General features: G+C 70.3%; 21 protein-coding genes. 13 read left to right on the top strand and 8 right to left on the bottom strand.

The window, feature by feature from the left end; all coding sequences use genetic code 11:
* Positions 1-56: 56 nt before the first annotated feature.
* Together O3597_RS25025 and O3597_RS25020 are read left to right on the top strand one after the other, a co-directional pair.
* Positions 57-848 (top strand): deoxyribonuclease IV, encoded by a 792-nt coding sequence (locus tag O3597_RS25025; RefSeq protein ID WP_281602553.1) that lies wholly within the window; start codon positions 57-59, stop codon positions 846-848.
* The gene (locus O3597_RS25020) at positions 845-3,169 is read left to right on the top strand and encodes a hypothetical protein (protein WP_281602552.1); all 2,325 of its coding nucleotides are present in this window, start codon (positions 845-847) and stop codon (positions 3,167-3,169) included. Before O3597_RS25025 ends, O3597_RS25020 begins: the two co-directional genes overlap by 4 nt.
* Positions 3,170-3,181: 12 nt before the next feature.
* Here O3597_RS25020 and O3597_RS25015 read toward each other — a convergent pair whose 3' ends face one another.
* Together O3597_RS25015 and O3597_RS25010 are read right to left on the bottom strand one after the other, a co-directional pair.
* The gene (locus O3597_RS25015; protein ID WP_281602551.1) at positions 3,182-4,714 is read right to left on the bottom strand and encodes a glycosyltransferase 87 family protein; all 1,533 of its coding nucleotides are present in this window, start codon (positions 4,712-4,714) and stop codon (positions 3,182-3,184) included.
* Positions 4,715-4,926: 212 nt separating this feature from the next.
* Positions 4,927-5,442, bottom strand: a complete 516-nt coding sequence (locus tag O3597_RS25010; RefSeq protein WP_281602550.1) for a hypothetical protein — start codon at positions 5,440-5,442, stop codon at positions 4,927-4,929.
* Between the two features lie 227 nt (positions 5,443-5,669).
* Between O3597_RS25010 and O3597_RS25005 the strand changes: the two genes are divergently transcribed.
* The gene (locus tag O3597_RS25005; protein WP_281602549.1) at positions 5,670-6,224 is read left to right on the top strand and encodes a DUF2690 domain-containing protein; all 555 of its coding nucleotides are present in this window, start codon (positions 5,670-5,672) and stop codon (positions 6,222-6,224) included.
* Between the two features lie 122 nt (positions 6,225-6,346).
* On the opposite strand, the gene O3597_RS25000 is transcribed toward O3597_RS25005, so the two are convergent.
* A complete protein-coding gene (locus O3597_RS25000; protein WP_281602548.1) occupies positions 6,347-9,235 on the bottom strand; it encodes a transglycosylase domain-containing protein in 2,889 nt (962 codons plus the stop codon).
* Positions 9,236-9,431: 196 nt separating this feature from the next.
* On the bottom strand, positions 9,432-9,893 hold the full coding sequence (locus O3597_RS24995) for a DUF5318 domain-containing protein (protein WP_164448785.1): 462 nt from the start codon (positions 9,891-9,893) through the stop codon (positions 9,432-9,434).
* Between the two features lie 174 nt (positions 9,894-10,067).
* On the opposite strand from O3597_RS24995, the gene O3597_RS24990 reads away from it, so the two are divergent.
* From O3597_RS24990 to O3597_RS24980, 3 genes are all read left to right on the top strand, one after another.
* Positions 10,068-10,706 (top strand): PadR family transcriptional regulator, encoded by a 639-nt coding sequence (locus tag O3597_RS24990; protein WP_093409356.1) that lies wholly within the window; start codon positions 10,068-10,070, stop codon positions 10,704-10,706.
* Positions 10,707-10,729: 23 nt separating this feature from the next.
* Positions 10,730-11,809, top strand: coding sequence for an inositol-3-phosphate synthase (locus tag O3597_RS24985; protein WP_093409473.1), 1,080 nt, complete (start codon positions 10,730-10,732; stop codon positions 11,807-11,809).
* A 132-nt stretch (positions 11,810-11,941) separates the two neighbouring features.
* The gene (locus O3597_RS24980; RefSeq protein ID WP_164448784.1) at positions 11,942-12,607 is read left to right on the top strand and encodes a hypothetical protein; all 666 of its coding nucleotides are present in this window, start codon (positions 11,942-11,944) and stop codon (positions 12,605-12,607) included.
* On the opposite strand, the gene O3597_RS24975 is transcribed toward O3597_RS24980, so the two are convergent.
* The 3 genes from O3597_RS24975 to O3597_RS24965 form a co-directional block, all read right to left on the bottom strand.
* The gene (locus tag O3597_RS24975) at positions 12,608-13,087 is read right to left on the bottom strand and encodes a methylated-DNA--[protein]-cysteine S-methyltransferase (RefSeq protein ID WP_164448783.1); all 480 of its coding nucleotides are present in this window, start codon (positions 13,085-13,087) and stop codon (positions 12,608-12,610) included.
* 105 nt (positions 13,088-13,192) lie between these two features.
* Positions 13,193-15,244, bottom strand: a complete 2,052-nt coding sequence (locus tag O3597_RS24970; protein ID WP_281602547.1) for a S8 family serine peptidase — start codon at positions 15,242-15,244, stop codon at positions 13,193-13,195.
* 224 nt (positions 15,245-15,468) lie between these two features.
* On the bottom strand, positions 15,469-16,929 hold the full coding sequence (locus O3597_RS24965) for a CCA tRNA nucleotidyltransferase (protein WP_164448781.1): 1,461 nt from the start codon (positions 16,927-16,929) through the stop codon (positions 15,469-15,471).
* Positions 16,930-17,054: 125 nt separating this feature from the next.
* Between O3597_RS24965 and murJ the strand changes: the two genes are divergently transcribed.
* The 7 genes from murJ (at position 17,055) to O3597_RS24930 (ending at position 25,582) form a co-directional block, all read left to right on the top strand.
* On the top strand, positions 17,055-18,800 hold the full coding sequence (gene murJ, locus O3597_RS24960) for a murein biosynthesis integral membrane protein MurJ (protein ID WP_281602546.1): 1,746 nt from the start codon (positions 17,055-17,057) through the stop codon (positions 18,798-18,800).
* 440 nt (positions 18,801-19,240) lie between these two features.
* Entirely contained in the window at positions 19,241-20,839 is a 1,599-nt protein-coding gene (locus O3597_RS24955) for a protein kinase family protein (RefSeq protein ID WP_281602545.1), read from the top strand.
* 34 nt (positions 20,840-20,873) lie between these two features.
* Complete coding sequence (gene sigM, locus O3597_RS24950) at positions 20,874-21,614, top strand: RNA polymerase sigma factor SigM (protein WP_164448778.1); 741 nt, start codon at positions 20,874-20,876, stop codon at positions 21,612-21,614.
* Positions 21,611-22,732 carry a hypothetical protein gene (locus O3597_RS24945; RefSeq protein WP_281602544.1) on the top strand — a complete coding sequence of 374 codons (1,122 nt, stop codon included), beginning with the start codon at positions 21,611-21,613 and terminating at the stop codon, positions 22,730-22,732. The genes sigM and O3597_RS24945 overlap by 4 nt, the downstream gene beginning before the upstream one ends.
* Positions 22,733-22,906: 174 nt before the next feature.
* The gene (gene trxB, locus O3597_RS24940; protein ID WP_164448777.1) at positions 22,907-23,857 is read left to right on the top strand and encodes a thioredoxin-disulfide reductase; all 951 of its coding nucleotides are present in this window, start codon (positions 22,907-22,909) and stop codon (positions 23,855-23,857) included.
* Between the two features lie 28 nt (positions 23,858-23,885).
* The gene (gene trxA / locus O3597_RS24935) at positions 23,886-24,209 is read left to right on the top strand and encodes a thioredoxin (RefSeq protein ID WP_164448776.1); all 324 of its coding nucleotides are present in this window, start codon (positions 23,886-23,888) and stop codon (positions 24,207-24,209) included.
* A 206-nt stretch (positions 24,210-24,415) separates the two neighbouring features.
* Positions 24,416-25,582, top strand: coding sequence for an N-acetylmuramoyl-L-alanine amidase (locus tag O3597_RS24930; RefSeq protein WP_281602543.1), 1,167 nt, complete (start codon positions 24,416-24,418; stop codon positions 25,580-25,582).
* 63 nt (positions 25,583-25,645) lie between these two features.
* Here the strand turns inward: O3597_RS24930 and O3597_RS24925 are convergent, their stop codons facing one another.
* A complete protein-coding gene (locus O3597_RS24925) occupies positions 25,646-26,311 on the bottom strand; it encodes a GNAT family N-acetyltransferase (protein ID WP_281602542.1) in 666 nt (221 codons plus the stop codon).
* Positions 26,312-26,455: the final 144 nt, after the last annotated feature.

The following is a 26,455-nucleotide window of genomic DNA, read 5'->3' as shown; positions in this document are numbered from 1 at the left end:
CGGCCGGACAGCGGGCATCGCCCCGGCCGTCCGAGGCGGGACGTAGGCTCGCCTGCATGCGTATCGGAGCCCACGTCGATCCGACCGACCCGCTGGCGGAGGCGACCGCCCGAGCGGCAGACGCCGTGCAGTTCTTTCTCTCCGACCCCCAGGGCTGGAAGGCACCGCAGCCCCGCGCCGACGCGGCGGCGCTGAGCGGTGCCGACGTCGACGTCTACGTGCACGCGCCGTACGTCATCAACGTCGCCACCGGCAACAACCGGATCCGAATCCCCAGTCGCAAACTGCTGCTCGCGCATGCCAAGGCGGCCTCGGCCATCGGCGCCAAAGGCCTGATCGTGCACGGCGGGCACGTGAACGCCGGTGACGACCCGGCGACCGGGTTCGACAACTGGCGCAAGGCCCTGGCGTACGCGGCCGAGGCGGGCGGCTTCGGGATTCCGGTGCTGATCGAGAACACCGCCGGTGGTGAGAACGCGTGTGCGCGGCGGCTGGACGCACTCGCCCGACTCTGGGACACCATCGGTGACCAGGAGGTCGGCTTCTGCCTGGACACCTGCCACGCCCATGCCGGCGGGGAGGAACTGCTCGGTCTTGTCGATCGGGTGAAGGCGATCACCGGTCGGATCGACCTGGTGCACGCCAACAACTCGAAGGACGGGTTCGGGTCGGGGCGGGATCGCCACGACAACCTGTCCAGCGGGACCATCGACCCGGATCTCCTGGTCGCGGTGATCCGCGCGGCAGGTGCGCCGGTCATCGTCGAGACACCCGGCGGGGTCGACGGGCAGGGCAGCGACATCGCCTTCCTGCGCGGGCAACTCGACGGGAAGACCGGAGCACGATGACCACGGACCAGTCCGCCTCCGGTGGCCCCAGGCCGACCTCGCGCGACGCTCGGGCCACCAATGGCCCGGCGCCCGGCGGCACCGACAGGCAGTACCGGCGCGACCCGGGCGACAAGGTCCGCGCGAGCGCCTTCGACGAGACTGACCAGGGCAGGGCCACCGGAAGCGGTCCGGTCGACGCGGATCGCACGGCGCGGAAGCGCACCAGCGCCGACGATGCTCCGGGCAAGAGGGCGGGAACCTCAGCGGACACGGCCGCCGGCAGGACCGCTGCTGGCAAGAAGGCCAGCACGGGCAACGGCACCGACCGGGACAAGGCCGCCACCGGGACGGCCCCGGGAGCCGGGAAGAAGGACGAGGCCGGGAAGAAGGACGAGGCCGGGAAGAAGGACGAGGCCGGGAAGAAGGACGAGGCCGGGAAGAAGGACGAGGGCGGCAAGACGGCGGGCGGCGACGGGGCCGGCGCGGACGGCGGCGGCATGTCCGACGGCAAGTCGGCCGAGGGTGGGAGCAAGCCCGACGGCACCCCGGCGGAGGGCGAGAGCAAGCCGGACCCGTGGGCCGCTTTCGGGCCCGCCCCCGAACCGGTGCCCACCTGGTACGGGCGGCTGGGCCGGCGGGTCGGCCGGCTGCTGATCCACGAGTGGACGCTGGCCGCCGTCGCGTCACTGGCGCTGGCCGTGCTGATGACCTGGCCGACGCTGCGCTACCCGGCACACACGCTTCCGCAGGACTACTGGGATCCAAGCCTCCAGGCCTGGCAGATGGCCTGGTCCGGGCACATCCTGCTGACCGAACCGGCCCAGCTCTGGCACGCCAACGCGTTCTTCCCCGAGCGATGGAGCTTCGCCTTCTCCGACACCCTGCTCGGATACGCGCCGGCCGGCATGATCGGCAGTGGCCCCGAGGCCGCCCTCGTTCGCTACAACATCATGTTCGTGCTGGCGCACGCCCTCGCCACCTTCGGCGCGTACGTGCTGGCCCGGCAGCTCGGCGCGAGCCGGACGGGTGCCGCGGTGGCCGGTGCCGCCTACACCTACGCGCCGTGGCTGCTGGCGCAGGCCGGCCACCTGCACGTGGTCTCCAACGGCGGTATTCCGCTGGCGCTGGCCATGCTGGCCCGGGGGCACGGCTGGTCGTTGCGGCACGGCTACCGACCGGAACGCCGGCACGAGGGCTGGGTGTACGCCGGCTGGCTGGTGGCCGCCTGGCAGCTCAGTCTCGGATTCGGGATCGGCCTGCCGTTCGCGTACGTGCTCGCCGGCATCGTCCTGGTGGCCGCCGTCGTCTGGTACGCGAAACGGATCTTCTGGCGGCTCAAGCGCCCCTTCGGCCAGCGGTTGTTCGTCGCCGACCTGATCGGCGGGCTGATCTTCGCCGGGGTGGGCGTCCTGATGGCCATCCCGTACTTCACCGTCACGCAGCTGCACCCGAACGCGGAGCGGACGATCGACGACATCGCCGTCTTCTCACCGCCCGCGACCGGTTTCGTCACCGCCCCGGCCGAGTCCCTCCTCTGGGGTGGGCTGCACGAAGGTGCACGCTCGCTGCTGCCGTGGCATCCGGAGATGACGCTGCTGCCCGGCTTCGTGCTGTACGCGCTCGCCCTCGGCGGGCTGTTCTTCTCCGTCTGGAAGCTCCGTCAACGGCTCCTGCTGCTCGCCGGCGTGCTGGTCGCGATGGCCCTGTCGATGGGCACCGAGCTGTTCGGCGGTCGCTTCACCTACGTGCCACTCTTCGACCACCTGCCCGGCTGGAGCGGCATCCGGACCCCGGGCCGGTTGATGCTGTGGGCCACGTTGCTGCTCGGGCTGCTCGCGGCGGGTGCGGTGAGCGCGTTCGCCGTGCGGGTCCGGGAGATCTACGCCGAGCGGATTCCCTCCTGGCCGAGCCCCTGGCTGCGTCTGGCGACCCTGGTGCCGCTGCTGCTGGTGATCGCCGAGGGCACCAACACCACACCTCATCCGGTGGTGCCGGCGCAGCCGGCGGCGATGCGTTCGGTCGACGGCCCACTGCTCGTCCTGCCCAGCGGGCAGAACCACGACCAGCCGGTGATGCTGTGGTCGACCACCCGGTTCCAGGACATCGTCAACGGGGGCAGCGGTTTCACCCCACGCCAACTGGACGACGTACGCCGGGTCACCATGACCTTCCCCGACCAGACCAGCGTCGACTACCTGCGCACGCTGGGCGTGCACAACGTCCTGGTGCTGCGTGACAAGATCGCCGGCACCCCGTGGGAGGTGAGCGTCGACGCACCGGTCGACGGGCTGGGCATCACCCGTGAGGAGATCGGCGACGTCGTCGTCTTCCGTCTCTGAGCGCGGGTCGGCTCACGTGGTGCTGGCCGCCGGCGTCGGGGTCTGCTCGTCGGTCGACCGGCGGCTTCGCCATCGGTCCAGCCAGGAGGCGTCGGGGGTGCCGTCGAGCAGGCCGCCGTCCGGGTCGTCGGCATAGGTACGGCGTACCGCGTCCTGCTCCGGGTGGAGGATCTCGCGGACGACCAGGACGACCAGGGCGACCACGGCGGCCAGGCGCAGGCTCGCGGCGAACACGAAGACGCCCTCCGGGAAGACCGGCGTGCCGGTCGACGCGCCGAGCAGTTGGCCGTAGAAGGCGATGAAGTAGCAGACCTCGGCGGCCTGCCAGACGAGGAACGCTCCCCACCTGGGCCGGGCGAGCACCACAAGCGGCAGCAGCCAGAGCACGAACTGCTGCGACCAGACCTTGCTGAAGATCAGGAAGGCGGCGACCACCAGGAAGGCGAGTTGGGCGAGTCGGGGGCGGCGCGGTGCCAGCAGCGCCAGCGCACCGATGCCGAGGCAGGCCAGCCCGAACAGGGCGTACGACAGGTAGTTGAGCGTCGGGATGTTGGCGTCGAGCCACTGGAAGGGCCCGACGCTGGCCGGGTCGCCGAACTTCCCGTCCAGGTAGCGACCGATGTACCAGAACGTGCCCCAGTCGATCGGACGGGTGGTGTTCAGCTCGAAGAATCGGTCCCAGTTGTCCCGGTACGGAATCGCCGCCGGCAGGTTCACCAGCACCACCGTCGCCGCCGCCGTGCCGATGGACAGCAGCGCGGCCCGGATCCGGTTGGCACGTAACGCGAGCACCAGGATGGGTCCGAGGATGAACAACGGCCACATCTTCGCCGCACCACCGAGCCCGAGCAACACTCCGGAGAGCGCCACCAGGCGCGTACCCTTCGGGCCCGGTCCGGAGCGTGCCCAGGCCAACAGGCCCAACGCGGCGAGCCCGATGGCCAGGAGATCCCAGTTGACGGTGGCGGTGAGCAGCAGCGCCGGAGCGAGCGAGAAGAGCGCGGCGTCCCACGGGCGCCGACGGCGCAGCGCCAGGATCACCGCCACGGTGACCACCGCCAGCGCACCGAGCACGAGTGCGTTGAGGTTGTAGAACCACTGACCCTGGTTCATGTCGGGGTTGCCGTCGCCGGCCGAGTGGACCGGCAACCCGAGCGCCCCCATGAAGTACCCGGTCAGCACCGGATACTCCACCGGGTGATCCCGGTAGGGCACCGCCCCCTCGTTGAGTCGCTCGGCGTAGTAGAGCGCCAGCACGTCGGTGTAGCAGAAGCGCGTGTACTGCTCGTTGTTCACCCACGCGCCGTCCTGGCAGGGTGACTTCTGCACCCAGTGCAGGGCCAACGTGAGGCAGGTCAGCGCCAGGACGATCCGTACCGCCGTCCAGAACCGGTTCTCCGCGCCGACGGGCCGGTCACGGGCGACCGCGTGGTCACCGAGCGGACCGCCGATCAGCCCGGAAAGCCCCCGGACGAAGCCGTCGGAGCGGGACGGGTGATCGGGGGCATCCGATCCATCGATGCCTGGCGTCGACTTCGTGCTCATGACCGTGCATCCTGCCGTATCCGGTGACCGCGTTGAAGCCGAAACCGCCGCGAATCCCCGAGGCGCTGCCGCCGGTGTGTGGGCACCTCCGCCACCTGGCAACCGACACCCGGCGCTCGCGGTCTGCGGCATGTCGCGGTGTCCCTGACGCCGGAAGCCCCGACATGCCGCATCTGAGGAGCCGGCGGCCGTCCGCGACCAGGTACGGAGGCTCAGAGCACGAGGAACAGGACCGCCGGGGTGGTGAGCAGGGCGGCAAGTGCGCCGCGGACCGCTCGGGACAACCCGGGAAGACAGGCCAGCGCGACGGCCGTGTAGCAGGCTCCCCAGGCCAAGGCGCAGATCGCGACCGGTGTCGCGTCCGACGAGCCGGCGACCTTCTGGTAGAGGCCCTCGACGTAGGCTCCGGCAGTCAGCCCGGCGATCGTCACCGTTGGCGCCACCCAGGCCGGACCGGTGAGCGCCAGCACCACCCAGCTCACCACCAACAGCACCGGAAGACCGACCAGCCAAGCGAGGAGGTTCAGAGCGATCATGTCCTCGGCCGGTCGATCGGACTCGGTGAGTGCCCGCCAGGTCGCCCCGATCACGGTGCCGATCACCGCGCCGAGCAGCGCCGCGATCGCGACCCGCCAGAACGAGGAGGCGGGCAGTCTGTTGTCGACACGTTTCGGCCCCTGCATCGAAGCGCGCGGCGACTCGGATGGTCCCGGCGGTTGCTCGACCACGTCCCTCTCCTTCCGGACGGCCGGCGTCCCCGCGCGTGGGCGGGGACGCCGGTTGGCGCTACGGGCGCCGGTCAGTTCCAGCGGTAGCCGAGTGCGCTGAGCCGATCGGAGACCGCCCCCACCGTATGCCCGGACATTGGGGTGCGGCGATGGTGATCCGACGATGACGCCTCAGTGGGCGGCACCGGAATCATCGACGGCAACCCATCTGAGTTGGAGGGACTGCCTTGTTCAGAAGAAGAAGCGCCCGGCTGGCCGCCGTGCTGGCACTCTGCTTCACCGCCAGCCTGGCCGCTCCGCAGGCGGCCGCCGCCGCGCCGACAGCCCCTGCCGGGGCGGAAACCACGGCCGGGGAGACCACCACCCTCAAGGCCGAGGATCTCGACCCGGCGAAGGCCACGATGATCCCGGAAGTCGAGCTGTTGGCTACCGGCTGCGGTGCGACCTGCGACGGCAAGAACCCCGCGACGTTCAGGATCTACCACAGTGGGTGTTCGACCTGTTACCACTACTGCTCGGACGACGCGCGCACGGTCGCGTCGAACAACGACGGGATCAGCCTGGAGTTGCGCTACAGCCCCCGGTGCCGGACCGCATGGGCGCGGGTGGGTAACGACTTCTACTACCCGACGGTACGCAGCTACTACCTCGACGGGCGGGTCCGCACCTCGTACAGCGGCTTCGCCGGCGCCTACTACACCAATATGGTGAACGACGCCAACCTGCTCGCTCGGGCGGAAGCCAGCGCCGGTCCCACCACCTGGTGGACGAGCAAGTACTGACCAGACGGGTCGCCAGAGCGACGCCGCGCAGGAGGACAGCGTACCGGGGCATCATCGTCCCCTCCCTACAGCGCCGCGGGCGGCCGGAGTAATTCTCCAACCGCCCGCGGCGTCAGCGGGAGCTACTCCCGACTCGTCGTTCTGGGTGGTAGCAGGCCGCCGCCTCCACCGCCCGGGCCACCCGGCCCCTGATCATCACGATCGGGTGGGGTGATCGGATTGTTTCCACCGTTGTTGCCGCCGTTGTTCCCACCGTTGTTGCCGCCACCGAGTTGGCAGAGAAGGTCGATGGGGTTGCAGTCTTGCTGGTTACCGCCACCCGGCGGAGGAGGAGGCGGCGGCGGTTCCTCACCGTTGCCGGCGTCCTCGTCGCCAAGTCCGGTCACGTCCGGCAGGTCGGACGGGTCGTAACCCTTCAGCGCCTCTTCCATGAACTGCTTCCACAACTGCGCCGGCAGGGTGCCACCACCGATGTTGCTACCGCCCCGGTCGACGATGGCCCGCTTCTTCGTGTCGTGGCTACCGATCCAGACCGCGGTGGCGACGTTCTTGTCGTAGCCGACCATCCAGGCGTCCTGGTTCTTGTCGGTGTTGTTGAGCTCCCAGGTGCCGGTCTTGCCGGCGACCTGCCGGTTACCCAGGCTGGCGTTGTTCTTGCCCGGGATCTCCTTGAGCACCGCGGTCACCTCGTCGGCCACCTCCGGCTTGATCACCTGCTTGGGCGCGAGCTTCTCGCCCGTGCCGCGCACCTTGTCCCACTTGCCGGTTGCCTTGTTCTGCTTCTCCACCATCCGGACGAAGTGCGCCTTGTTGTACTTGCCACTGTTGGCGAGGGTCGCCAGGCCGTTGGCGTGGTCAAGCACGGTGATCGGGTACTGGCCGTAGGCAGCCACCCGGTCGAAGTACTTCGGCGCGAGCTCGCTCGGCTTGTTCTTGATGAGGTCGTGCGCCCGCTGCTTGTCGTCCCACATGGTGCGGATGCCGGCCCGACGGGCCATGTCGATGACCTTGTCCGTGCCAATCTGCTCCGCGATGTGGAAGAACGGCACGTTGTACGACAGCACGGTCGTCTGCTGCAGGGTGCAGGACTTGTTGCAGCTCTGCCGCACGTCCCGGTTGGCGTTCACGATCGGCTTCTCGAAGCCCTCCGGCTTGAACGGGGTGGCGTCCCAGCGGGACTTGACCGAGATGCCGGCGTCGATGGCCGCAGCGAGTGTGTAGACCTTGAACGACGATCCCGGCGGATGACCACCGACGAGCTTGCCGTTCTGGTCGGTGTTGAGACCCGCGTAGTCGAAGTTGGCGCCACTGTTACCGCCGTAGTAGGCCAGCACGCGGCCGGTCTTCACCTCGACCGACACCACCGCCGGCATCAGGTTGTCCGGCTGGTTCGCCAGGAACGTGCCCTTGCGACCGACCTGGGCGATCGACTCCAGCGCCTTCTGGATCTTCGGGTCGATGGTGGTCGTGATCCGGTAGCCGCCCTCACGCAGCTCGTCGACGCAGCTGGGCTTGCCCTCGGCACCGTAGTTGGTGCACAGGCCCCACTCCTCCATCTCCTGCCGCACGTAGTTGATCACGTTGCCGCGGGGGGAGGCGACACCGAAGCCGTTGCTCTCCTTCGGCTTCTGGACCTTCGGGTACTCGGTCGGTCGCTCCTTCTTGCCCGGGGCGTTCAGCCAGCCCTCCTCGACCATCCCGTTGAGGACGTACTCCCACCGGGACTTCGCGTCGACCTCGTTGGTCGCCGGGTCGAAACCCTTGTGGGTGGCGCTGGCGACGGGCTGCTTGATCAGCGCGGCGAGCACCGCGCCCTGGGCCACGGTCAGCTTCTTGGCGCTGGTGTTGAAGTACGTCTGGGCCGCCGCCTCGATGCCGTACGCACCACGACCGAAGTAGATCACGTTGAGGTAGTTCTCCATGATCTCGTCTTTGGTGTAGTTGTCGTTCAGCTTGGAGGCGAGGATCGCCTCCTTCACCTTCCGCGCGTAGCTGTCGTCCTGGAGGTTCTCGTAGGCGTTGCGGGCGTACTGCTGGGTGATGGTCGACGCGCCCTGCTTGTCGCCGCCGGAGAGGTTGTTCCAAGCGGCCCGGGCGATGCCCTTGTAGTCGACGCCCGAGTGCCGGTAGAAGTTGCGGTCCTCGGCGGCGGCCACGGCGTCGCGCACATGCTGCGGGATGCTGTCGATGGTCACGAAGGTGCGGTTCTCGTTGCCGAGCTTGGCGACCACCGTCTTGCCGTCCTTGGCGTAGACGGTGGTGGACAGCGGCAGCGGGATCTCCTTGGGCAGCACCACGTTGGTCGAGTAGTAGGTGAACCCGACCACGCCGATGCCGGCCAGCATGATGAACACCGCGAAGCCGGCGATCAGCATGTTCATCCGCTTGCGCTTGCGGGCCCGAGCCACCGCACCCGGGTCACGCCCGCCGCGACCGGGCCCCGTCGGTCCGCCCGGTCCACCGGGGCCACCCGGTCCGCCAGGGCCGCCGACGCTTGCCCGGGCCACCGCGGCCCGACCACCGACGCCATTCACGGAGGCCGACCCGACGCTCGCCCGACCGGCTGATGCCGCACCGACAGCGGCGGCGCCGACCGAGGCACGACCAGGACCGGCCGGGGACACCGGCACCGAGGCACGGCCGGCGCGGCCCGGTGCGGGCGAGACCGGCACCGAGGCACGGCCGGGGCCAGCCGGCGACACCGGCACCGAGGCACGGCCGGGGACGGCTGGCGAGCCCGGCACGGAGGCGCGGCCAGGACCGGCCCGGCCGACCGGTGCCGCGCCGGCGGAACCGCCCCGCGGCGGAACGCTCGCCGAGCCACCGACCGAGGCACGGCCGCCGACCGAGGCACGGGCCGACGGGCCGGAGGTCTCCGGCCCGGTCGACCAGTTGACTCCGCGCGGTTCACCACCCGGGCGGCGGTACGCGTCGTCCGCCTGCCCCGGGTCGTCCTGGCCTGGAGTCCAGGCCCGGCCGCGCGAGGAGCTGGGATCGCCGTACGAGTTCATTCCTCACACCCTGCCGTCGCGGTGGGGCGCGGTCGCACCGCCACCGGTTTGCCGTGAGTTTTGACACCTGCGAGCACGGCACGGGGGTGCCGTCGTTCCGGCGTCAGATCCGCATCAATCGGACCATTCAGACCTACAAGCCGTCGGTCGCCCCAGCCGCGTCGCACGCGACCGGGGCTGACCGATCGAGCTCGAATCACCGTTGCGCCTCTCGCCTTCGCCGGACACCCGTTCCGTCCGCGGTCATGCCGCTCGCCTCACCGTGCTCCGGGTCGCCGTCGGCGACGCCGGTCAGACCGTCCCGCCCGAGCAGGTACTGCTCGACGAGATGGTTCCAGTCACAGCCGAGGCACACCTCCACCACGAAGACCTGGAACTCACGCAGCGTCATCGCCAGCACGGTCAGCTCAGCCACATTACGGGCTTGGCCGGCCGATTGCTTGAGTTCGTCCCCGTAAATGTAGTGGACCAGGGTCAGGTTCTCGCTGCGGCAGATCGGACACCGCTCGTCGGTGGACTCGCCGTGGAACCGAGCCGCGTTCTTCAGGTAGGGCGACGCGTCGCACAGGTCATAGGTGCCGACGCGGCCGGCGAGGAGCTCACGCAGCGCCGCTCGCTTTCGGAGCGAGTAGTCGACGACCTGGCGCTGCGTACGCATGCGGCAAAGGGTACGCGGTCTCATCTGACGAGGCGACCACCGTGACGATCCGTGACCGGAGGACATCGGAACGGGGGTTTGCCCAGACTGGAACGAGACGCTACGGTGCGATGTATCGCTCCGATACATCGTGGCGGTTAGCGCTTCACGCACAGGGTAAAGGGAGGGTGGCCGGTGCTCGAACTCGCCATCCTCGGCCTGTTGCAGGAGGCCCCGATGCACGGCTACGAGCTGCGCAAGGAGCTCACCGCCAAGCTCGGGGCGATCCGCGCCGCCATCAGTTACGGCTCGCTCTATCCGACCCTGCGCCGGCTGCAGGCGGCGGGATGGATCACCGAGGCCGACGAGACACCCGCCACCGCCGAGGAGGTTCCCGCGCTGACCAGCCGACGAGGTCGGGTGGTCTACGAAATCACCGCGGAAGGCAAGGAACGCTTCGCCCAGCTCATCGCACAGACCGGGCCGGAAACCTACGGCGACACCGGCTTCGGTGTGCACTTCGCGTTCTTTTCCCGAACCGACCAGGCGACCCGACTTCGAATCCTGGAAGGTCGCCGCCGCACGATCGAGGAACGTCGCGAGGGCCTTCGCGACATGCTGGGCCGCGCGGCCGAGCGCCTCGACGCGTACACCCTGGAGCTGCAGCGCCACGGCCTGGAGGCCTGTGAGCGTGAGGTCCGCTGGCTGGAGGAGCTCATCGCCAACGAGCGCTCCGGCCGTGCCCCGACGGTCCCGCACGACGGGACGGCCGGCGGCCCACGACAAGACAACAGCCCGCCTCCGCCTGGTGAGACCAGGACAGAGCGGCCGTGACAAAGAAGAAGGAGGCACACGCGATGGGCTCCGTCCGCGTCGCCATCGTCGGTGTGGGTAACTGCGCCTCGTCCCTGGTACAGGGCGTCGAGTACTACCGGAATGCCGACCCCAACGACCGCGTCCCGGGTCTCATGCACGTCACCTTCGGCGACTACCACGTCTCTGACGTGCAGTTCGTCGCGGCGTTCGATGTCGACGCCAAGAAGGTGGGCATGGACCTCGCGGAGGCGATCGTCGCCAGCGAGAACAACACCATCAAGCTGTGCGACGTGCCGCCGACCGGCGTCACCGTGCAGCGCGGCCCGACCTTCGACGGCCTCGGCCAGTACTACCGCGAGATCGTCGAGGAGTCGGACGCCACGCCGGTCGACGTGGCCAAGGCGCTGCGTGACGCGCAGGTCGACGTGGTCGTCTCGTACCTGCCGGTCGGCTCGGAGCAGGCCGACAAGTTCTACGCCCAGGCCGCGATCGACGCCGGCTGCGCGTTCGTCAACGCCCTGCCGGTCTTCATCGCCTCCGACCCCGAGTGGGCGCAGAAGTTCACCGACGCGGGCCTGCCGATCGTCGGCGACGACATCAAGAGCCAGGTCGGCGCCACCATCGTGCACCGCGCCCTGGCGAAGCTGTTCGAGGACCGGGGTGTCGAGCTGCTGCGCACGTACCAGCTCAACTTCGGCGGCAACATGGACTTCATGAACATGCTGGAGCGCAACCGCCTGGTCTCGAAGAAGATCTCGAAGACCCAGTCGGTGACCTCCCAGGTGCCGCACGAGATGGCCAAGAGCGACGTGCACATCGGCCCGTCCGACCACGTGCCGTGGCTGGACGACCGCAAGTGGGCGTACATCCGCCTGGAGGGCCGCTCGTTCGGTGACACGCCGCTCAACGCCGAGCTGAAGCTCGAGGTGTGGGACTCGCCGAACTCGGCCGGTGTCATCATCGACGCCGTCCGGGCCGCGAAGATCGCGCTGGACCGGAAGATCGGCGGCCCGATCCTGTCGGCCTCGTCGTACTTCATGAAGTCCCCGCCCGTGCAGTACGCCGACCACGACGCGCACGCCGCCGTCGAGGCGTTCATCGCCGGCGAGGTCGAGCGCTGACGCGCCGACCACCAGCAGCACCGGCGAGGGCCGGGTCCGTGCGGGCCCGGCCCTCGCCGTCGCCGGGCGTACGAGCTGCCACGCCACGCGCACGGACCGCGCGGTCGAGGGTGGAACGCTAGGCTGAGCGCCGTGCCGTTCACCGACGCCACGCACGCCGCCAGGTCGGGACGCCGGATCGCCGCCGCGCTCGCGGGCGTGTTGCTGACCACCAGCCTGTACGCCTGCGCCGTCCCGGGCAGTCGTCCGGCGGTCGATTCGGGCAGCGACGTCGTGCCGCCCGACCCCCTGCCGTCGGTGGCCGAGGCAAGCTGTACCGCCGCAGCGGCCACACCGCCGCAGGTTGCGACGAAAACCGCGATCCCGTTCGGCGCGTCGACGGCACCGACACCGCTGGGCACCGGACATCCGATGGCCGACGAGCGGGCACGCGAGGAGATGCTCCGCCGTCAGCAGGCCGCCAACGACGCCTTCCGGCAGCGCGGCACGCTCGAACCCGCGACGGCTGCCGGTGCCAGGGCCTGTGCCGCCGAGGTGCTCAAGGGCCTGAATCTGCTGACCGCCGGCGGCCGGGACGCACCCGACGAGGAGGCCGTGGAGCGGGTGGTGACCGCCACCGGCCTCACCGACGTCACCGTGCGCCCACCCGGACGCCTCGACCTCGGCCCCGGCGACGGGCTGATCTTCGCGGGGTGGACCGGCCGGGCGTGTGTCTTCGGCAGCGTCCGCCAGCACGACGTCACGGTGGAGATCGGCACTCGGATCGCCGACGGCGGTTGCCTGCCCGCGCCGAGCTGATCAGGACCAGGCGCGCTGCAGGGCCACCCGGGCCTCCAGCTCCAGGAGTTTGACCTTGCGGTCCAGGCCACCACCGAAGCCGACCAGCTTTCCGCCCGCGCCGATGATGCGGTGACACGGCACGATCACCGGGATCGGGTTGCGGTTGCAGGCCACTCCGACCGCTCGGGCGGCTCCGGGATCACCGACCCGCCGGGCCACCTCGCCGTAGGTGAGGGTTTCGCCGTACGGGATGAGGGTCATCTCCCGCCACACCGCCCGCTCGAAATCGGAGCCGCGCGGCACGCTCACCGGCACCCCGAAGTCGGTCAGCTCCCCGGCGAAATACGCGCGCAGTTCCGCCACCGCCCGCCGGGAGGTCTCGTCGGCCGGCTCGGTCGTCCCGTTGCGCACCGGGCCGAAGTGCGCCCCGCAGACACTGTCTCCCTCGGTGGCCACGGAGAACTCCCCGATCGGCGAGTCGAGCACCGTCCAACGCATCTCGCCATTGTCCACTGCTGCACACGGGCCGCAAAGGCCGGCGCCCGCCGGAGCGTCCCGGAATCCGGGTTGCTCCGGCGGGCGCCGGGAGAGGTCAGATACTGGTCAGGCGGCGGAGACGGTGAACTTCTCACCCTTGCCCAGCCCCAGTTCGAAGGCCGTCCACCTGATCGTCTTGTTCGAGATGAGGTTGCTCGTACCGGACGTCCCGGCGGAGACCGCCTGGCCGTCGCTGGCCCGGAAGAAGACAGTTCCGTCGCCGTTGTAGTCCACGAAGTCGAAGGTCTGCCAGAGTCCGAGCGTCGTGCTGCTGGCGATCAGCGGCTTGGTGCCGCTGCTCGCCGCGGTGACGTACCGGCCGTTGGACAGCGCCTTGAGGCCGAAGAAACCGTCGCCCTGCTTGACGATCTGGAACTTCGCCGAGGTGGTGACGCTCGTACTGCTGGCGACCAGCGGTTTGGTGCTGCTGGCAGCCACCACGTACTTGTTGTTGGCCTTGGACCTGATGCTGATCACCGGCGCCGGTGCCTCGAGGGTGAACTTCTCGTTGGTGCCGATGCTGGTCCGGTTCGCCCGGAGCACCGCGGTGCCGGTCGTCGACGCCGTCACGTACTTCCCGTTGGTCTTGGCCTTGAGGCTGACCTTGCCGTCGGTGTGGTTCACGACTGTGAACTTGGCCGGAGTGACGATCGTCTTGTGGCTGGCGATCAGCGGCAGGGTGCCCTTGCTCGGTGCCACCACGTAGCGGCCGGTCTGCTTCGAGCGCAGCGCGACCAGGCCGTCGCCGGCGTTGACGATGTCGAACCGCTGCGCGGTACCCATGCTCGTGCCGTTGTTGACGAGCGCCTTCGTGGTGCTGGCGGCGGTGACGTACCGGCCGTTCGCGACGGCCTTCAAGCCGTACCCGTTGCGGACCGGGGTCACCGAACCCACGGTCAGCAGCCGGTCCATCGAACCCTTGGTGTCGTAGACCACCCCGGCGATGCCGGTGGTGACGATCCGGTCGCGTACCTGCTTCGGCGTCCAGGTGGGATTGGTGTGCAGCAGCAGAGCCGCCGCGCCCGCCACGTGCGGAGCCGCCATCGAGGTGCCGCTGAACCCGACACCGCCGGTGTTGCTGTCGTGCCGTGCCGAGACGATGCTGACGCCGGGGGCGAACACGTCGACGCACTTGCCGTAGTTCGAGAACCAGGCGCGCATGTCGACCCGGTCGGTCGCGCCCACGGTGATCGCGTCCGGTACCCGCGCCGGTGACGCCTTGCAGGCGTCCATCCAGGCGTTGCCGGCGGCGATGGCGTAGGTGACACCGGAGTCGATGGACCGCTTCACCGCCTCGTCGATCGACGGGATGGCCGTGACGTCACCCAGGCTCACGTTGGCCACGGCCGGCTTGCTGGCGTTCGTGGTCACCCAGTTGATGCCGGCGAGGACCTGTTCGGTGGTGCCGTAACCGTCGCAGTCGAGCACCCGTACGCCGACCAGCTTGACGCCCTTGGCCACCCCGTACGTCGCGCCCCCGACGGTGCCGGCGACGTGCGTGCCGTGGCCGTTGCAGTCCCCGTTCGCACCGGCCGGGTCCGCCTCCGGGTCGATGGCGTCGTAGCCCATGCTGGCTCGTCCACCGAAGTCCTGGTGCTTGACGTTGATGCCGGTGTCCAGGATGTAGGCGGTGACCTTGCTGCCGGTGTTCGGGTACTTGTATGTCTTGGTCAGCTTCGCGGAGGCCTGGTCCAGACGGTCGAGGCCCCAGGACGGCGGGTTGCTCTGCGTCGAGTTGGCCGACAGGCGCCGGACCGGCTCGACGTAGGCGACGGCGGGGTCGGCGGCCAGCCGCTCCGCCTGCTGCTGGTTGAGCGCGGCCGAGTAGCCCTTGAGGGCGTTGCCGAAGACCAGCCGGACGCTGCCACCGTTGGCGCGGCTCAACGCCGACGCGGTCGCCCGGACCGAGCTGTGCGTGGCCTCCCGGTCCTTGAGCACGACGATGTAACGGCCCGGCACGATGCCGGCTCCCGTCTTGCCGATCAGCTCGCGACGAGGTTGGTTGTCGGCCGGGGCCGCGGTCGCGGCACCGCCGGAGACGACGCCGATGATGGACGAGGCGGTGGCGAGGGCGAGCCCCGCCGCCGCCGAGCGGCGCAGTACGCCACGGCGTTTCACTAGGTGTTACCCCCGTCGGTCGTCGACCGTGTCCCATGGACGGTCGGACAAACATTGGATCGTCCGGCTCCGGCTGCCGAGCAGCGGACAGCGGACGTGCCAACATCATGAATGAGTACGGAGAGAGCCGCGTCAACCTTTCGGTCGAAACGTAAGCGTCTCGTCGTATCGACCGTCAGGCCTTGCGCATCCGAAGTGGACGAGCGTCGCCGATCAGGCTGCGGTCAGCCGACGATGCCCTCGTCGCGGGCCCAGCGCAGCAGCTCCGCCTCGGCCGTGTCACGATCCAGCGGTCCCCGCTCCAGCCGCAGGTCCTTCAGGTGCTTCCAGGCCCGTCCCACCACCGGCCCGGGCGGCACTCCGAGCAGCTCCATGATCGCGTTTCCGTCGAGGTCGGGCCGGACCCGGGCGAGATCCTCCTCGGCGGCGATCCGGGCGATCCGCTCCTCCAGCGCGTCGTAGTCCGCCGCCAGCTGGGCCGCCTTCCGCCGGTTGCGGGTCGTGCAGTCCGAGCGGGTCAGCTTGTGCAGCCGGGGCAGCAGGTCACCGGCGTCGGTGACGTACCGGCGCACCGCCGAATCCGTCCATTCGCCCCGGCCGTACCCGTAGAAGCGCAGGTGCAGCCCGACCAGCGTGGTCACCTTCGCGGTGACGTCCTTGGGGTAGCGCAACGCCTTCATCCGCACCTTCGTCAACCGGGCGCCGACCACCTCGTGGTGGTGGAAGCTGACCCGCCCGTCCGGGCCGATCGCCTTGGTCGCCGGCTTGCCCACGTCGTGCATCAGCGCGGCCATCCGGAGCACGAAGTCCGGTCCGTCCTCCTCGTACGAGACGGCGTTGCTGACCACCGTGAGGGTGTGCTCGTAGACGTCCTTGTGTTGGGCGTGCTCGTCGATCTCCAGCTTGAGCCCGGTCAACTCGGGCAGGAAGCGCTCGGCCAGCCCGGTGTCGACGAGCAGCCGCAGGCCGGCGATCGGGTCTGCGCCACAGAGCAGCTTGGTGAACTCGTCGCGGATCCGCTCGGCGGTGATCCGGTCCAGGTCGGTCGCCATCCTGGTCATCGCCGCCCGCACGTCCGGGTGCACCGCGAAGCGCAGCTGCGCGGCGAAACGGGCGGCCCGCAGCATCCGCAGCGGGTCGTCGCCGAACGACTCGGCGGGCGTACCCGGGGTACGCACGATCTTCGCGGCCAGGTCGGCCAGCCCGCCGTACGGGTCGGTGAACCGGTGCTCCGGGACGCTCACCGCCATCGCGTTGACGGTGAAGTCCCGCCGGCGCAGGTCTTCCGCCAGGCTCGTGCCGTAGGCGACCACCGGGTTGCGGCTGACCTGGTCGTACGACTCGGCGCGGAAGGTGGTGATCTCCAGTCGCAGGCCACCACGCTGGCAGCCGATGGTGCCGAACTCGCGGCCGGTCTCCCAGATCGCCTCGGCCCAGCCCCGCACGATGTCGAGCGTCTGGTCGGGGTGCGCGTCGGTGCAGAAGTCGAGATCCTCACCGAGCCGGCCGAGCAGGGCGTCGCGTACCGAACCACCCACGAGGTGCAGTTCGTGACCGGCGGCGGCGAATCGGCGGCCCAACTCGTCGGCCACCGGGGAGACCCGGAGCAGTTCGGCGACGGCGTTGCGCTGCGCGGCGGTGAGATCGCGGCGGTCGGTGGCGTGGGATGCGGCGGCTTCGGACATCGGATCCGCAGCCTATCGGTCCTGGCCGGCATCTCCTCCGCCGGGCGCGGGTAACGGTCGACGGTTGACTAAGGTCTGTGGCGTGCGGGCCGGTGCCGGCTCCGGCGTACCCCTTGGAGGCACAGATGAGCGGCGGGCTCTACCGCAGCGCGAACGCCCAGCAGGGCGGCGCGCCCGGCGGCCGGCCCGGTGACGGAGCCACGTTCATCTCCGCCGAACCGCTCAACCAGCCGGCGGCCGAGGCGGTCGCACCGCCGCAGGAGCAGGTGGCGGAGAGCAGCGTCGCCGCGAACAGCGCGATCATGGCGATCGGCAGCCTGGTCAGCCGGGGTACGGGCTTCCTCCGCAACCTCATGATCGGCGCGGCCCTCGGCAACCTGATCGGCAACGTCTTCACCACCGCCATGTTCCTGCCGCAGCAGGTGTACGAGTTCCTGCTCGGCGGCATCCTGACGAGCGTGCTCATTCCGGTGCTGGTCCGCCGGAGCAAGCTGGACTCCGACCGGGGTCAGGCGTACGCGCAGCGGCTGTTGACCCTGGCGGTGGTCGCGCTCGCCGCGACCGTGGCGATCGCCCTGATCGCGGCACCGGTGCTCACCAGCCTCTACGCCAGCGGCAAGGACGACGATTACACGGGCCTGGTCACCCGGCTGTCGTACCTGATGCTGCCGATGCTCTTCTTCACCGGCATCAGCGCGCTGATCGCGGCCATCCTGAACACTCGGGGCCACTTCGCGGCGCCGATGTGGGCGCCCATCCTGAACAACCTGGTCGCCATCGCCACCTTCGGCACGTACATCGTGGTCTTCGGCGCCCAGGCCCGGCAGCCCGCCGACGTGGGACTGAACCAGGTCCTCCTGATCGGTGGTGGGACGCTGCTCGGTGTGGCGGTGCAGGCCGCCGGTCTGCTGCCGGCGCTGCGCAAGGTCGGCTTCCGGTGGAAGCTGCGGTTCGACTTCCGGGAACTCGGACTGCGTGAACTGGCTCGACTCGGCGGCTGGATGTTCTGCTACGTGGCGGTCAACCAGCTCGGCCTCTTCGTGGTGGTCAACCTGCTGACCCGGGCGGCCGGCGAGGACAACGCCGGCCTGCTGATCTACAACAACGTCTTCCTGCTGCTGATGATGGCGCACGGCATCATCGCTGTCTCGATCATCACGGCGCTGATGCCCCGGATGAGTTCCGCTGCGGCCGACGGCCGCTTCCGCGACTTCACAAGCGACCTGAGCCGGGGTACGCGAACCGTCAGCGCCGTGCTCGCCCCGATCGCGGTCTGCTACGCGGTCTTGGCCACCCCGATCTCGGTGGTGGTCTTCCGCTACGGAGCCTTCAGCGATGACAACGCGGCCGCCACGTCGACCGTGCTGCTGGTCGCCGCGATCGGGTTGGTCCCTTTCGCGATCAGTCAGCTCTTCACCTTCGCCTTCTACGCGCTGCCGGACACCCGGATGCCGGCACTGATCAACATTCCGGTGGTGGCGCTGCGGGTAGGGGTGCAGATCGCGCTCTTCCTGATCTTCTCGCAGAGCTTCACGGCAGCCGGGATGATGATCGGCAACACGGTCTCCTACCTGGCCGCCGCCATCGCCTCGGCCTGGCTGCTGCGCCCCCGGGTCGGTCCGATCGAGCTGGGCGCGATCCTGCGTACTCTCGGCCGGGTGACCGTCGCCGCGCTCGGTGCCGCGCTGGTCGGCCTGCTGGTGGTCGCCCTGCTGCCCGGCGGCGACACGCCGACCTGGCTGGCGTCGATGGTGCAGCTGCTGGTTGGTGGGACGGTCATCGGGGGCACCTACCTCGGCCTGGCGACCGTGTTGCGGATCTCCGAGATCACCGAGGTGGTCGGCATGGTCCGCCGCCGGCTCGGCCGCTGAACCGTCCGGTCCGCCGTGCACCCAGCGTGACCAAGGATCACCAGGCTGGGGATGTACCTGTGGATAACTCCGCGCGCCGCCGCTCAACTGACGGATCGGCCTGTGGATAACCAACCGGACGGCCGAGTATGCCCGCCCGATTGACGGGGAATCCGGCGCTACCGAACTCGCCGACGCGACCGGTTCCGCCCCGGCCGGAGCCGATTGTGGTCAACCTCTAGATTGGCTGGTACATGTACCAGCAACGGGGCCGACAACGGGGCTAACGGGACGAGTCCGCCGACCGCCGACCTCGCCGCCACCTGACGGCGGGAAGATGACATGTCGGGGACCGGGCCATCCCGGGTAAGGTCGCACTCGACGGGTACGGCAGACACCGGCGCGCGGCACCCTGCTGCGACCGGCCGGCCGGTACCAGACGAAGGCGGAGCGGGAAGCAGATGCCCAGCAGCGCGGGTCCATCGATCGACACGATCACCGAGGGAGGACGGGTGACCCAGGTCGGCGAGGGTCAGGACGCGGACGAGACCACTCCGCCGGTCATGACCTTCGGTGCTCCGACGGCCGGTGAGATCCTCGCCGAACGTTACGAACTGGTCGAGCACATCAACAACGACAGCGCCGGCCGGTTGGTCTGGCGTGGGGTCGACGTCGTGCTGCGCCGGCCCGTCGCGGTCGTCATGCGCTACCCCGGCGGCGAGTCCGCCACCGAGATGCTTCAGGCCGCGGTCGCCGCCAGCCGGGTCGTACACCCCAACCTCGTCGGCGTGTACGACGCCATCGACGAGGCCGAGCGGGCCTACGTGGTGCGCGAATGGGTCGACGGTCAGTCGCTGCGGGACCTTGTCGCGGGTGGGCCGTTGGACGCCGCCCGCGCGACCGCCGTCGGTAACTCCGTCGCCAGCGCCCTGGCCGCCGTGCACGCCACCGGCATGGTGCACGGCAACGTGCACCCGGGCACGGTGATGATCAGCGATGACGGCCGGGTGGTGCTCGCGGACGCCCGTACCGACGGTGACGACAGCCAGGAGAGCGACGTCCGGGCCGTCGGCGGCATCCTCTACTTCGCGATGACCGGCTACTGGCCGCACACCGAGGCGCCACTGCGCGGTGCCACGGCCGGGCACGGACGGGCGGCCATTCCCGACGCGGTACGCGATGCCAACGGGGCGGTTGCGGCGCCCCGCCAGGTGCGGGCCGGTGTGCCGGCCTACCTGGACGACCTGACCATGGATCTGCTCGACGCCGAGATCGCCCCGCCCCCGTCGGACGTGCTGACGGCCGAGTTGGCCCGGCTCGACGTGCCCGACGACGACTACCTCGACAACGGCGGCCCGCTGCGGTTCGCCGGCGAGACCGGCGAGGAGCCGTCACCGTTGGCCGCGGCCGGCGGGCGCAAGGTCGCCCTGGGCATCGCCGGGCTGCTGGCGGTGGCCCTGATCGGGCTGCTGATCGGAATCAGCACCCTCGGCGACGACGACGGGGACCCGCAGACCAACCCGGTCGCGGCGCCGACGTCGAGCGCGCCGGTGAGCGAGGAGCCGGCAGCGCCGGCGGTCCGGAATCTCAAGATCAGCGATGCCCGGATCATCGACCCGGACAGCAGCAACCGGACCGAGGTGCGTGACGCCGAGAAGGTCTTCGACGGCGACCAGGACGAGGGCTGGTCCACCGAGACCTACAACCGCAGCAAGTTCGGCAACCTCAAGCGGGGCATGGGCGTCTGGATCGACCTCGGCACCGAGCGGACCGTGAAGTCGGTGCAGGTCAACCTCTCCGACCGGGGTGCCTCGGCGGAACTGCTCACCGGCACGACCAACGCCCCGTCGTCCAGTTCGGGCGACGACGAGGTGCTCACGGCGTACCTGAAGAACAAGATCGGGCAGCCCTTCGAGGAGCACGACGGCACCACGATGACCTTTGACGGCTTCGACGCCGACAAGAAGTACCGCTACCTGCTGTTCTGGATCACCGAGCTGCCGCCGAACGGTGGCGGTTTCAAGATCGGGGTGCAGGAGATCACGGTCCAGGGTTCATGAGACGTCAGCACGGCGGCTGCCACCGGGTCGGGTGATGGAGGTACGCGACGCCGGACGCGACCACACGGGCGCCGCTTCCGTGGAGGACACGGTCAGCGACCTCGATCTGCTGCGCGCCCACGTCTCCGGTGACCGGGACGCCTTCGGCGAGCTGTTCCGCCGGCACCGGGACCGGCTGTGGGCGGTCGCCCTGCGTACGCTCGGCGACCGTGAGGAGGCCGCGGACGCCCTGCAGGACGCGCTGCTGTCCGCCCATCGCGCGGCCGGCCGGTTCCGGGGTGACTCGGCGGTCACCACCTGGTTGCACCGGATCGTGGTCAACGCATGCCTCGACCGGATCCGCCGTCGGCGGGCCCACCCGACGGTGCCGCTGCCCGACGGGGTGCACGGCCCGGAGGATGGTCCGGCCACCGGCGGCGTGGAGCCGGCCGCACCGGTACCCGACCACGACACCGCGATGGTCGTCCGGGACGCCCTGGCCGCGTTGCCAGTCGAGCAGCGGGCCGCCCTCGTACTGGTGGACGTGCAGGGCTACCCGGTCGCCGAGGTCGCGCGGATCCTGGGCGTCGCCGAGGGGACGGTCAAGAGTCGCTGCGCTCGGGGCCGTGCCCGGCTCGCGGTCACGCTCGGCCACCTGCGGCCGGGCGCCGGGCCGGCGGGCGCTTCCCGCCCGGACGTGCCGGACGTCACCGGCGGGAACCCGAAGGAACCGTCGGGCGTCCGATCGGGGTCGGGGCGGTCCCGACCGACCGCCAACCAGCAGGAGGAAGCGTGAGCGCCGGGGAGTTCAGCGCGGTCGACCACGACCTGCTCGCCGACTACCTCGGCGGCGCGCTGGACGGCACCCCCGAGCACGCTGAGATCGCCCGGCGGGTGGCGCAGGACCCGGCGTGGGCCCGCGCCCACGCCCTCCTGGCCCCGGCCGTCGACCGCGTCCAGGCCGAGTTGGTCTGCTGGGGTGAGCCGACGCTGGAGATTCCGCCGGAGATCACCGGCCGGATCAGCGCTGCCCTCGCCGCTGCCGACCCACCCACCGCCGACCCACCCACCGCCGGGACCGCGCCGACGACGGCGGCTGCCGAGCACCCGGAGCGGGCACCAGCGGCCACCGGGGACGGGACTGCCGCCGTCACCGACCCCGGCCTGACGCCGGGCGGCGGGAAGGTGACCGTCGTACCGACCCAGCCGCTGGGTGGTCCCCGGCGGCCGGGTGGGCCGCCGCGTCCGGGGCAGGATCGGACCTCGTCGTCGCGGCCGGGGTCGCGACGACGCCGCTGGGCCCGGGTTGCCGGGCCGGTTGCTCTCGCCACCGCCGCCGTGGTCGGTCTGGGCGCGCTTCAACTGTTCCAGCCCGGCCGGGGGGACGATGTCGCCACCGACACCGCCCTGGACGATCGGGTCGTCAGTCCCGCGGTGCCGCACGCGCTCCCGCAGGACTCCGGGGGCCGGCAGGAGACGAAGTCGGCGCCCGAACGTGCCGCCGCGGCGAGCGGTGCTCCCTACCGGATCCTCGGCTCCCCGCAGCGCAGCGCCACCGACTACACGCCGGAGGCGCTGGCCCGCCTGACGCCGAGCATCCGGCAGTTCTCCACCGACGGTGGTCCGGGGGTCGGCACCGAGAACCAGGAACGCCTAGGCCCGGCCGGTCCGGACGCTCTGGCCCGGCTCGGCGACCAGACGGCGCTGAGTGCCTGCCTCGCGGAGGTCGGTGCGGAGCACGGCGGCGGACCGCTGGTCTTCGACGTCGTCGAGTACGCCCGCTTCCAGGGGATGCCGGCGCTGGTTCTCCAGTTCACCGACGCCTCCGGCACGAGCTGGGCGTGGGTCAGCGGCCCGGAGTGCGGGGTACCCGGGTCCGGCTCGGACGCCCGTTACCGTACGCGGGTAGGGTGATCCTGCGGTCGCCGGACTTTTGACCGTCCACGTGACCTGACCCACCGGGTGACCGGCTCGGGAATTCCCGCTTCGTACGATGACGTTCTGCACATCAGTTGCCGCCGCGTCGGCACTCGGATCGGCATCGGCAGGTACGCCGGTGACGACAGTCAACACGATTGGGAGACGGCAGTGGACGAGGTCCGCAACCTGGTCATCATCGGCTCCGGGCCGGCCGGTTACACGGCGGCGGTCTACGCGGCGCGTGCCAACCTCAAGCCACTGGTGATCGAGGGGGTGCAGTCCGGCGGCGCCCTGATGACCACCACCGAGGTGGAGAACTTTCCCGGCTTCGCCGACGGCATTCTCGGCCCCGAGCTGATGGACAACATGCGCAAGCAGGCCGAGCGGTTCGGCGCCGAGTTCCTGACCGACGACGTCACCCGGGTCGAGCTGACCGACACCGGTCACCCCGGTGCGGTGAGCACCGTCTGGGTCGGCGAGACCGCGTACCGCGCCCGGGCCGTGATCCTCGCCACGGGTTCCGCCTGGCGCCCGCTCGGCGTGCCCGGTGAGCAGGAGTACCTCGGCCACGGCGTCTCCTCCTGCGCCACCTGCGACGGCTTCTTCTTCCGCAACCAGCACATCGTGGTCGTCGGTGGCGGCGACTCGGCCATGGAGGAAGCCAGCTTCCTGACCCGCTTCGCCGACTCGGTGACGATCCTGCACCGCCGGGACACGTTCCGGGCCAGCAAGATCATGGCGGAGCGCGCACTGAGCAACGACAAGATCAAGGTCGAGTGGAACACCGTGGTGGAGGAGGTGCTCGGCGCGGACGGCAAGGTTTCCGGCGTACGGGTGCGCAACGTCCACACCGGCGAGGCCAAGGTGCTCGACGTCACCGGCGTGTTCGTGGCGATCGGTCACGACCCACGCAGCGAACTGTTCCGTGGCCAGGTGGAGCTGGACGACGAGGGGTACGTGCAGGTGCAGGCCCCCAGCACCCGGACCAGCATTCCCGGTGTCTTCGCCGCCGGTGACCTGGTCGACCACACGTACCGGCAGGCGATCACCGCGGCCGGGACCGGCTGCGCGGCCGCCCTGGACGCGGAACGCTTCATCGCCACGCTGCCCAAGGGCTGAAGACACAACGCAGGAGGAGGGGTCAACAGTGGGAGCAACGAAGTCGGTCACCGACGCGAGCTTCGCCGCGGACGTGCTCAAGTCCGACAAGCCGGTTCTGGTGGATTTCTGGGCCGAGTGGTGCGGGCCGTGCCGCAAGGTGTCGCCACTGCTGGAGGAGATCGCCGGCGAGATGGGCGACCAGGTCAGCATCGTCAAGCTCAACATCGACGAGAACCCGGAGACCGCCCGGACGTACCGGGTGATGTCGGTGCCGACCCTCACCGTGTTCAAGAACGGTGAGCCGGTGCAGTCGATCGCCGGCGCCAAGCCCAAGGGCGAACTGGTCAAGCTGATCGAATCGGCGCTCTGACCCCCAGCGACGACGTCGCCGTCGACCCCGTGCCGGGCCCACCGGCACGGGGTCGACGCGTTTTTCGCCGCCCACCACCCCAGCGGATCGGTGAGCGCATAACCTCGAACCGGGGCCGCCGGACGCCGGTGAGCACCTGGTCCCCGCCCACGGCGGCAACCGTCGGCGGGGCCCGGCAGCCACCGACCGTGCAGAGGGGGTCGTGCGTGCGTCCGATCCGTCCCGGTGACCGGGGACCCGCGGTGACCGAGATCCGCGCGGTGTTGACCGGTCTCGACCTGCTGTCGAAGGCGACCGGCCCGCACAGCGACGAGTTCGACCCGGCGACCGAACGGGCGGTCCGCGCGTTCCAGCAGTCGCGAGGACTCAGCGTCGACGGTCGGGTCGGTGCGGAGACCTGGCGGGCCCTCGACGCCGCCCGCTGGCGGCTGGGCGCCCGCACCCTCTACCACGCGGTACCGGTGCCGCTCACCGGCGAGGATGTCCGGTCGCTCCAGGAGCGGCTGCTGGAGATGGGATACGACACCGGCCGGGCCGACGCCATCTACGGCATCCGCACCTCCCGGGCGGTGGCCCAGTTCCAGCGTGAGGTGGGACTGGTCCCGGACGGCACCTGCGGCCCGCACACCATGGGTGCCCTGCGCCGGCTGGGCCGCAAGGTGGTCGGCGGCCGGCCGCAGTGGTTGCGCGAGTCCGACGCCATCCGGCAGTCAGGCCCGACCCTGGTCGGTCGGACCGTGGTCATCGACCCGGGCCACGGCGGAACCGACCCGGGCGTGGTGGTGGCGGACGGCCCGCTGCGCTGGACCGAGGCGGATCTGATGCACGATCTGGCCAGCCGGCTCGAAGGCCGCCTCGCCGCGGCCGGGGTACGGGTCCAACTCACCCGGGGACCGTCGCCGGAGACCTGCCTGCCCGACATCGACCGGGCGCAACTGGCCAACTCGCTCGGCGCCGACGTGTTCATCTCGCTGCACACCGACGGCCATGCCAACCCGATGGCCGAGGGCGTCGCCACGTACCACTACGGCACCGACAACGGGGTCACCTCGGCGACCGGTGAACGGCTGGCCGGGCTGGTCCAGCGGGAGATCGTGGCGCGCACCGGGCTGCGGGACTGCCGTACCCACGCCAAGGCGTGGGACCTGCTCCGGATCACCCGGATGCCGGCGGTCCGGGTCGAGGTCGGCTACCTCACCTCGCCGACGGACCGGGAACGGCTGATCGCTCCCCGGTTCCGGGACAAGCTGGTCGAGGCGATGGTGGCCGCGGTGCAGCGGATGTACCTGCCGATCGAACGCGACGTGCCGACCGGCTCGATCGACGTCAGCGAACTGCGGGCGGCGGTCGCCGCCGGCACCGTGGTGGACTGAGCGGCCCGCCCGATTCGGGCGCGGACGTCCGGCCGGGTGCCCGGTGCCGTCGACGCCGGCCGGTCAGCCGGTCGTGGAGCGGGTGGCAGGTGTCGGTCGGACCGGACGCAGCAACGTCTCCGGGCTCATCGAGCCGAGCAGCTTCTCCAGCGCGTACTCGACGTCGGACTTCCAGCTCAGCGCCGTCCGCAGCTCCAGCCGTAGCCGGGGGAACCGCGGATGCGGGCGAACCGTCTTGAAGCCCACCGAGAGGAAGAAGTCGGCAGGTGCCACGCACGCTCCGTCCGGATCGGCGGAGTCACCGAACTTCGCGTCGCCGAACGCCTCGATCGCCTTGATCCCGCGCTTGGTCAGATCGCGGGCCACCCCCTGCACCAGCATCCGGCCGAGGCCGCCGCCGGCGAACGCGGGCACCACGTTCGCGGTCATCAGCAGCGCCGCGTCGGCGGAGACCGGAGACGTCGGAAAGGCCATCGACCGGGGCACGTAGGCCGGCGGGGCGTACATCACGAATCCGGCAGGCATCCCGTCTATGTAGATCAGCTTGCCGCAGGAACCCCATTCGAGCAGCGTCTGCGAGACCCACGCCTCCTTCTCCAGGCCAGGGTCGCCAGCGGCACAGGCGCGGTCCGCGGAAACCGGGTCAAGCTCCCAGTACACACACTGACGGCAGGGCCGGGGCAGGTCCTCCAGGGTGTCCAGGGTCAGGCTGACCAGACGTCGCGACATTGGCGCTTCCCCACACTAGGCTCGGAGGTGGGACCGGCCCGGACGGCACCGCCGGTGTTCCTGCCCCCGACGAGCGATCGTACGCCGCCGGTCGGCGACTGGGGAGGGTAAGCGTAAACGTGCACCTCAGGGGTGCCGGCTCGG

It is taken from the genome of Verrucosispora sp. WMMA2044 (genome assembly GCF_027497155.1).
GTDB lineage: Bacteria > Actinomycetota > Actinomycetes > Mycobacteriales > Micromonosporaceae > Micromonospora > Micromonospora palythoicola.
The sequence above is the reverse complement of the archived record's forward strand: the minus strand, read 5'-3'. Positions and strand labels throughout refer to the sequence as shown.

What these genes read in the sequence shown, in the direction of transcription:
- O3597_RS24955 (WP_281602545.1), top strand. Translation starts at nt 19,241, where the DNA reads ATGCCCAGCAGCGCGGGTCCATCGATCGACACGATCACCGAGGGAGGA.
- O3597_RS24995 (WP_164448785.1), bottom strand. Translation starts at nt 9,893, where the DNA reads ATGCGTACGCAGCGCCAGGTCGTCGACTACTCGCTCCGAAAGCGAGCG.
- O3597_RS25015 (WP_281602551.1), bottom strand. Translation starts at nt 4,714, where the DNA reads ATGAGCACGAAGTCGACGCCAGGCATCGATGGATCGGATGCCCCCGAT.
- O3597_RS25020 (WP_281602552.1), top strand. Translation starts at nt 845, where the DNA reads ATGACCACGGACCAGTCCGCCTCCGGTGGCCCCAGGCCGACCTCGCGC.
- O3597_RS25000 (WP_281602548.1), bottom strand. Translation starts at nt 9,235, where the DNA reads ATGAACTCGTACGGCGATCCCAGCTCCTCGCGCGGCCGGGCCTGGACT.
- O3597_RS24965 (WP_164448781.1), bottom strand. Translation starts at nt 16,929, where the DNA reads ATGTCCGAAGCCGCCGCATCCCACGCCACCGACCGCCGCGATCTCACC.
- murJ (WP_281602546.1), top strand. Translation starts at nt 17,055, where the DNA reads ATGAGCGGCGGGCTCTACCGCAGCGCGAACGCCCAGCAGGGCGGCGCG.
- O3597_RS24985 (WP_093409473.1), top strand. Translation starts at nt 10,730, where the DNA reads ATGGGCTCCGTCCGCGTCGCCATCGTCGGTGTGGGTAACTGCGCCTCG.
- sigM (WP_164448778.1), top strand. Translation starts at nt 20,874, where the DNA reads ATGGAGGTACGCGACGCCGGACGCGACCACACGGGCGCCGCTTCCGTG.
- O3597_RS24925 (WP_281602542.1), bottom strand. Translation starts at nt 26,311, where the DNA reads ATGTCGCGACGTCTGGTCAGCCTGACCCTGGACACCCTGGAGGACCTG.
- O3597_RS24975 (WP_164448783.1), bottom strand. Translation starts at nt 13,087, where the DNA reads ATGCGTTGGACGGTGCTCGACTCGCCGATCGGGGAGTTCTCCGTGGCC.
- O3597_RS25025 (WP_281602553.1), top strand. Translation starts at nt 57, where the DNA reads ATGCGTATCGGAGCCCACGTCGATCCGACCGACCCGCTGGCGGAGGCG.